The sequence below is a fragment of the Fulvivirga lutimaris genome (genome assembly GCF_009711525.1).
Taxonomy (GTDB): domain Bacteria; phylum Bacteroidota; class Bacteroidia; order Cytophagales; family Cyclobacteriaceae; genus Fulvivirga; species Fulvivirga lutimaris.
Genome location: NZ_SMLV01000240.1, coordinates 1 through 7,321 on the forward strand (window position 1 = coordinate 1; position 7,321 = coordinate 7,321).

Sequence of the window (7,321 nt, forward strand, 5' to 3'; positions counted from 1 at the left end):
TAGTAATTTAGAATATGAATGATCTGCTCAAAGGGAGAGGTACGCAATCCAGTGTAAGCAACGATTTTCTGAAATCAGAAATTGTTACAGATAATATAGAAGGCATTGACGAGCAAATATTACTGGAGCGGCCCAAAACAGAGCTCTTTTACGAGACCCCCAACAAAGTTGTAAACAAAGTGACCAGCCCTGATGTGGGTATGGAATACTCGTTGAATCCATATCAAGGTTGTGAGCATGGCTGTATCTATTGCTACGCTCGCAAAACCCACGAGTACTGGGGCTTTAATCTGGGGTTAGATTTTGAAAGTAAGATTGTAGTAAAGAAGAATGCCGCTGAGCTGCTTGAAAAGCATCTGCTTCAAACATCATGGAAGGCCAAACCCATCATACTTTCTGGCAATACCGACTGCTATCAGCCTATTGAGAAGAAGCTGAAAATAACCAGGTCTTTACTGGAAGTATTTCAGAGGTACCAACATCCTGTGGGGATCATTACCAAGAATGCTTTGGTAACAAGAGATATAGATATCCTCAAACCATTGGCTGAAAAGGGATTGGCCAAAGTGGTGATCTCAATAACCACGTTAAACGAGAAGCTTAGGCAAGTAATGGAACCCAGAACTGCAAGCGCCATAAAAAGACTACAGACAATAAAAGAGCTGACCCAAGCGGGTATTCCAGTTATCATCATGAACGCGCCTATTATACCGGGCTTAAACCATCATGAGATTCCTAAAATAATTGAAGCTGCTGCTGATCATGGTGCTTTGGGCGCTGGCTACACTACCGTTAGACTCAATGGTAAAATATCAAACATCTTTGAAGACTGGCTTGGGGTTCATTATCCTGACAGAAAGGACAAAGTGATGAACCAAATCAGAGCCATGCATGATGGGCATGCGAACGATAGTGAATTTGGGAGGCGCATGCGTGGTGAGGGCAACATTGCTCTGGCCATTGAAAAGCTTTTCAAAATATCAGCAGGTAAGCATTTTAAAGATCGAAAATCTCCACCATGGAATTTAAGTGCATTTAGAAAGGGGGGAAATTATACCTTGTTTTAATTCACATTAAATCCATTAATCGACCAAATGTCGTTTATAAGTCATTTATGAATGAAACATTCTAACTTTATGAAAGTTAGAACAATTGAACCTAAAACTAGACTTATGAAAATCTTCAATACCCTAACGCTCATTCTTTGTAGTATTCTATTAGTATGCTGTGCTGCCAAGCAGAATAGTGATGAAGAAAAGCAATCAGAATCGGAGGTTGTGGATGCAGCTCTTGCTGCTAAGCTAGACACGGCTTATTTCGCCAGTGGCTGCTTCTGGTGCACTGAGGCTGTTTTTGAAAGAGTAAATGGAGTGGTAGATGTGGTTTCTGGTTACTCTGGAGGTACTATTGATAACCCTACCTATGAAATGGTAGGCGCTGGTTTGACTAATTATGCTGAAGCAGTTAGAATAGCCTATGATCCTTCTGTAGTTAGCTATGAACTTTTAGTAGAGTTCTTTTACGCAAGTCATGACCCAACGACATTAAACCGTCAGGGTCCGGATGTAGGTAAGCAATATAGATCTGCGATTTTTTACCAAACTGAGGCGGAGAAGAAAGCTGCAGAAGATAGAAAGGAATACCTAGACAAGTCGGGAAAATATGACTCCAAGATTGTGACTCAGATTGTGCCTTTCACCAAATTTTATATTGCTGAAGATTATCACCAGAATTATTATGAACTGCATCCCAATCAGCCCTATGTTTACTCAGTTTCAAGACCAAAGGTGGAGAAGTTTGTGAAGCAGTATAAAGACTATCTGAAAAAGAAATATAAAAAGTAAGATACGGTAAGGTTAACCTCCAATTCTGCCTAATTTATTTCAATTAATCCCTTTATTTGTATAGGCATTATTATACAATTGAAGAATGAAAGAGGCATTTGAAATTCTAAAGACAACCAGAAGAAATCAACTGGCTGCTATAAAAGATTTGACACTTGAGCAGCTGAATGTTATCCCACAAGGGTTTAACAACAACCTAATCTGGAATCTTGGGCATGTTATTGTAACGCAGCAACTTTTGTGTTACAAATTGTCTGGTAATCCTTTGAATGTTGAAGGTGACTTGCTCGATAAGTTTGCCAAGGGCACTTTACCATCTCCTAATTTTGAACATTCAGATCTTGAGCGTTTAAAGAAGCATTCCCAAAGTTTAGTAGATAAGCTGGAGCAGGATTACAATGCCGGATTGTTTAAAAAGTTCGATAAGTATCCTACAAGTTATGGCTATGAGCTGAACTCTATTGAAGATGCCATTAATTTTAATAATGTGCATGAAGGCGTGCATTTGGGATATATCATGTCCTTAAAACGAGCGGTTTTATCACTCACTTAAAGAAAATATGATGAATGCTGTTGTATCTGCGGCCTGGTTAAAAGATAATCTCCATGATCCCGATTTAGTGATTTTGGATGCGAGTCTTAAGGTGAATGTTTCTGGTAAGAAGTCGGATTACGATGGCATTAAAATTCCTGGAGCCAGGTTTTTTGACCTTGAAGGTGAGTTTAGTGATAATGCCTCGGGCCTTCCGCATACGCTACCTTCAGAAGCTGCTTTTGAACAGGCAAGCCAGAAGTTAGGCATAAATAACAACAGCAAAATTGTAGTGTATGACAATATGGGCATCTATACTGCACCACGGGTTTGGTGGATGTACAAAGTGATGGGTCATAAAAATGTTGCGGTGCTGGATGGTGGACTACCCGGATGGGCACAGGCTAGCTATCCAACTGAACCAATTACAGCGCATAAGATAGCCATCGGAAATTTTAAAGCTAAGCTTGATACTAGCCAGGTTAAAAGCGTGGTGGATGTGAAGGGTAATCTTGATTCTCAAGAGTTTGTGGTAATAGATGCCCGTTCTGCAGGACGATTTAATGGCACTGAACCAGAACCACGAGCAGGCTTAAGGGGTGGCCATATTCCAAACTCATTAAGTGTTCCGTTTCAAGACTTGATTGACGATGGGCACTTCAAATCAAAAGAAGAGCTTACTGAAATTTTCGAGTCACTGGGTGTGAGAGATCAACCGCTTGTTTTTAGTTGCGGCTCTGGTGTTACGGCTTGTGTTACTCTACTAGGCAGCGAAGGTATTCTCAATAACCCCAAAGCTGTTTATGACGGCTCATGGACCGAATGGGCGCAAAGACTGGACCTGCCTGTGGAGAGGTAAGGCTTTGGCTCTAAGGAATTTCGATTAGGTTTACAATTGGATGCTGCTGAATTATTCAACTTAAAAGTTTCTTGTATTATGAATAGACATAAAGTCATCGCCCCTCAATTCATATACTACTTAAGTCTTTCAGTCTACGTTCTTGGACTAATAGCATTTGCTTTTATTAACAACCAAATTTTCTTAACCATTGACCTTATTGGACTGTTTCTGGTAATATTATTTGAATGTATATGGGTGCTCCTATTCATATTTCTCTTCTTAAGAAAGACTCTATATCTGAAACTTGACCTGCAAAATAGAGTTGCATTGTATGGGAATATTTTCATCAAGAGTGAGATCTCTTTTGATGAAATTGGAGAGTTTGAAAAAGTATGGTGGCTATCTGGAGTAACTCAGTTTAAACTTCAAGGTAAGACTTATTATTTGGGTACGCCTAGTATCCAAATCAATGAAATTGAACAAATTTTATCCTCTTAGTAATTTCTGTTAGATTAGTCTTACTGTAAAATAGTATTCATGATTCTTCAAACTAGGTGTACCCATTGTAGACAATACCTGTCATTCAAGTCAAGTGCCGTGGACAGATTCGCTCTTGCCAAGAAAATTGGTGCCAAACCTGAAATTGTCTGTAATCAGTGTGGAAAATCTGACAAGTATGATCTCAATGATATTAAAGCCACCAAAAACAGAACTTTAGGATTAATCGCTTCATTAATATTTTTAGTTGGAACAGGCTTAACTGTTTATGTTGTATTGACCGAAATATTTGAATTAGCTAATATTTATGCTATTAGCGGGTTAGTGGGGTTTATTGGAATTCCATATTTAATTTATGAGGCAATTAACAGTTCGGAACAATCGAAAGTTGCATACTTTAACGCAAAGATTTACGGATAGCAACCAGCTAGAAATAAATACTTTCGCAATTCAATATTAAATCTAATAATCTCGTGTCAAAATTTACCATCCACGCAAAAAAATACTACCATTTGAATAATTGTAGATTTAAATTTTACCCTTAAAAATCGTTTGCATAAAAATAATTAACCAAATAGGGTTAAAAATTATCCTATAAGTTTAAAACACATCCATTTTATTAGTAATTTGATTTCCTGATTCAGCAATAATGATGAATTCATTGCTCAATACTTAGCCTTAAAATCAATACCTATAAATCACTACTAAAATGGAATCAACCAAACTAAACCGCAGAGATTGGCTTAAATCAGGACTACTAACCATTGGCGGACTCGCTATAGCTCCTCATTTGAGTTTTGGAGAAACACCCAGAGTATTTCCTAACACTGATAAATATGGCGATTTCTTATACAGTCCTTTTTTCAAGGAGCATGTAGCCAATAAACCCTTTGCAGAACCAAAGGCATTATTGGCAAAACTCAATGCCAATGAAAATCCTCACGGGCCATCACCAAAGGCGCTTGAAGCTTTTAAGGATGCGGCAGTTAAAGGCAACAGGTACGCCTGGCGCGAGCTGTTTGATTTGATGGATAAGATTGCCAAGAAAGAAGGTGTAGCGGCTGAAAATATTATGATGGGCCCTGGCTCGTCAGACCTATTGGAGAAAACAGGAATGGTGCTTTTTCTAGATGGTGGCAATGTGGTTTCAGCTGATCCATCTTACATGTCTTTAATAAGAGTGGCGGAGGCTACGGGTGCCAGCTGGAAAGGTGTTCCACTGAAAGATGATTGGTCGCACGATCTGGAGGGTATGGAAAAGGCCATTGATGCTGATACTAAGCTGGTTTACATCTGTAACCCTAACAACCCTACTGGCACTATTACCGATGGTAAAAAGCTTGAAGAATTCTGCTCGCGAGTATCTGAGAAAGTGCCTGTGTTTGTAGATGAGGCTTACCTTGACTTCATGCCTAATGATGTTCAGAAGAGTATGGTTTCGTTGATCAACAAAGGCAAAAATGTAATCATAGCCCGTACTTTCTCTAAAATCCATGGTATGGCAGGTCTGAGAGTAGGTTATGTGGTGGCACAGAAGGAGACTTTGGACAAACTGCAAAAAATAACCCGAGGAGGCATGGGCATCACTTACCCTTCCATATATGCTGCTTCAGCTAGTATGGATGACACTACATTTTTAGAAAAATCGAAGAAACTAAATACAGCATCCCGAGAGCATGTATATGCCAGTCTTGATGCCATGGGCATGGACTATGTGAAGTCATACACCAGCTTCGTGCTGTTCCCTATTGAGCTGGAAGGCAAAGCATTTTTGAAAATGATGACCGAGCAAGGCGTTGGTGTGCGATCATTTGAGATTCATGGTAAAAACTACTGTAGAGTAAGTATGGGGACACTCGATGAAATGAAAATTTTTAGCAAAGCGTTAAAAAAAGTGATCGTATAATTCAGCAACAAGTAAGAAGCAATTAAATGAGTTTGGGTTTTCAAAAGGCAGTAGGCTTTCTATTACTTATTCTTTTGGGTTTGTTACTCCAAAAGAAGATAGCTAATGAGCAAAACTTAAAAGGCATCAAGGTGCTGATCTTAAGTGTTGCTTTGCCTGCCACTATTTTTGTAGCCCTTTTGAAGATTGAATTGGAGATGAGTCTTATCATCTTACCAGTTTTGGCTTTACTCTTCAACTTTATATTACTAGGATCCTCCAACTTTCTGTTGAGTGGGTTTGGCGTGAAAAAGAATTCAGCAAAGCACAGAACCCTGCTGATGTTACTGCCTTCATTGGCTCCGGGCCTCTCGTGTTTTCCCTTTATTATTGAATTTTTAGGCGATGGAGAGCTGGCCATGGCTGCTGTGGCGGATGTTGGCAATAAGGTGTTTGTTCTTATCCTGCTTTATATGCTGGCGATGCATTGGTATCATCTTCAATTTAAAAGCAGCCAGCAAGAAGTTGGAGCTAGCAAAATCAAAAGCCTGTTACTCTCTTTGATTAATGAGCCTATTAATATGGTCATGATTGTGGCCTTTGTTTTATTGGCCTTTGGCATCCATTTGTCTTCTTTTCCGGTATTTTTAGAGAACACCATTCTCAGGCTTAGTACCATGATGACGCCATTGGTGCTGCTATTTATCGGTATGGCGGTAAAAATCAAATGGAAAGAGTTAAAGACTATATTCTTTCTTTTGACATTGAGATCAGGCATCACTTTTTTACTGAGTGCGGCTTTTATCTACTTCTTCCCGGCATTAACTCCCGCTATAGCTCTACTTGTCATAGTTTTTCCACAAAGCTCATGCAGCTTTTGGCCGTTTGCTCATATGAGTGCTGTTAACTCCCTGGAAGAAAAAAATAAGAACCTGAATAACACCTTCAATACTAATTTAGCATTGTCGGTCTTGGCATTATCGCTGCCATTTTCCACGTTATTGATTATTGGTATTTTTTCTTTTCAAACAGTATTTCTCAACCCGTTTATTGTTGCTGCAATAGGTATGGGGTTGATTGGCGTTTCTATAATACCAATAATTGTTAAGGCCATTCAGACAACCACCACCAGTGATCGTTCTATAAAGGAAATCCCCTTCTTCAATAGAATGATTGAAGATTTGAGGTCTAAAAAGGCTTCTTAGATTTTTATATACACCTGTTGTCTTAGACTACCATCCATTATGGTTGGTGTGATGTCACTCAAAAATCAATTAGATTAGTGGGAACAACAAAAAATAACCTGAACTTGCTTGTAGCAGCCGTTGCTACTTGTCACTATTGTTAGTTAGCAATTCCTTCATCTCAGCAAAGGAACCCTCATACTCCCAGTAAACCAGTCTACCGAATCCATAGGAAGTAAGTATATACTTCTCACTAACTGACTGAATTCTATCCACTCTGAGTAGTTTTCTTCTAGGTTTTTCTACAATTACCTCTTCAAGGATTTCCTTGTTCTCTTCATCAAAACCATGTGATACTAGGTGATTCTGGACAACAACTTCAATAAACTTCGGTGCATTCATCTTTTGAACATCTTTGGTACCACATCCTTGAAGCATGATCAAGGAAATGGAAATAAGGGAATAAATAAATAGCTTCTTCATCTTTTTTTACAAAGGTGGAAGATGTTATTTGATAATAAAAATAGAATTTTATAC

The 7,321-nt window shown here is 38.9% G+C and carries 9 protein-coding genes; 8 read left to right on the forward strand and 1 reads right to left on the reverse strand.

The annotated features are described in order from the left end of the window. Positions 1 to 14: 14 nt before the first annotated feature. The 8 genes from E1140_RS02980 (at position 15) to E1140_RS03015 (ending at position 6,805) form a co-directional block, all read left to right on the forward strand. Positions 15 to 1,067: a PA0069 family radical SAM protein gene (locus tag E1140_RS02980; protein WP_155178891.1), complete on the forward strand. Its 1,053-nt coding sequence runs from the start codon at positions 15 to 17 to the stop codon at positions 1,065 to 1,067. 105 nt (positions 1,068 to 1,172) lie between these two features. Further along, positions 1,173 to 1,844, forward strand: a complete 672-nt coding sequence (msrA, locus tag E1140_RS02985; protein WP_155178893.1) for a peptide-methionine (S)-S-oxide reductase MsrA — start codon at positions 1,173 to 1,175, stop codon at positions 1,842 to 1,844. Between the two features lie 85 nt (positions 1,845 to 1,929). Beyond that, entirely contained in the window at positions 1,930 to 2,397 is a 468-nt protein-coding gene (locus tag E1140_RS02990) for a DinB family protein (RefSeq protein WP_155178895.1), read from the forward strand. Positions 2,398 to 2,407: 10 nt separating this feature from the next. Next, positions 2,408 to 3,235, forward strand: a complete 828-nt coding sequence (gene sseA, locus E1140_RS02995; RefSeq protein WP_246202699.1) for a 3-mercaptopyruvate sulfurtransferase — start codon at positions 2,408 to 2,410, stop codon at positions 3,233 to 3,235. Between the two features lie 78 nt (positions 3,236 to 3,313). Next, a complete protein-coding gene (locus tag E1140_RS03000) occupies positions 3,314 to 3,715 on the forward strand; it encodes a hypothetical protein (RefSeq protein WP_155178899.1) in 402 nt (133 codons plus the stop codon). Between the two features lie 99 nt (positions 3,716 to 3,814). Next, the gene (locus E1140_RS03005) at positions 3,815 to 4,135 is read left to right on the forward strand and encodes a hypothetical protein (protein WP_155178901.1); all 321 of its coding nucleotides are present in this window, start codon (positions 3,815 to 3,817) and stop codon (positions 4,133 to 4,135) included. 289 nt (positions 4,136 to 4,424) lie between these two features. Continuing rightward, positions 4,425 to 5,621 (forward strand): pyridoxal phosphate-dependent aminotransferase, encoded by a 1,197-nt coding sequence (locus E1140_RS03010; RefSeq protein WP_155178903.1) that lies wholly within the window; start codon positions 4,425 to 4,427, stop codon positions 5,619 to 5,621. Positions 5,622 to 5,647: 26 nt separating this feature from the next. Continuing rightward, a complete protein-coding gene (locus E1140_RS03015) occupies positions 5,648 to 6,805 on the forward strand; it encodes an AEC family transporter (RefSeq protein WP_185153395.1) in 1,158 nt (385 codons plus the stop codon). A 123-nt stretch (positions 6,806 to 6,928) separates the two neighbouring features. Here E1140_RS03015 and E1140_RS03020 read toward each other — a convergent pair whose 3' ends face one another. Then, positions 6,929 to 7,267: a hypothetical protein gene (locus E1140_RS03020; RefSeq protein ID WP_221412614.1), complete on the reverse strand. Its 339-nt coding sequence runs from the start codon at positions 7,265 to 7,267 to the stop codon at positions 6,929 to 6,931. Positions 7,268 to 7,321 lie beyond the last annotated feature (54 nt).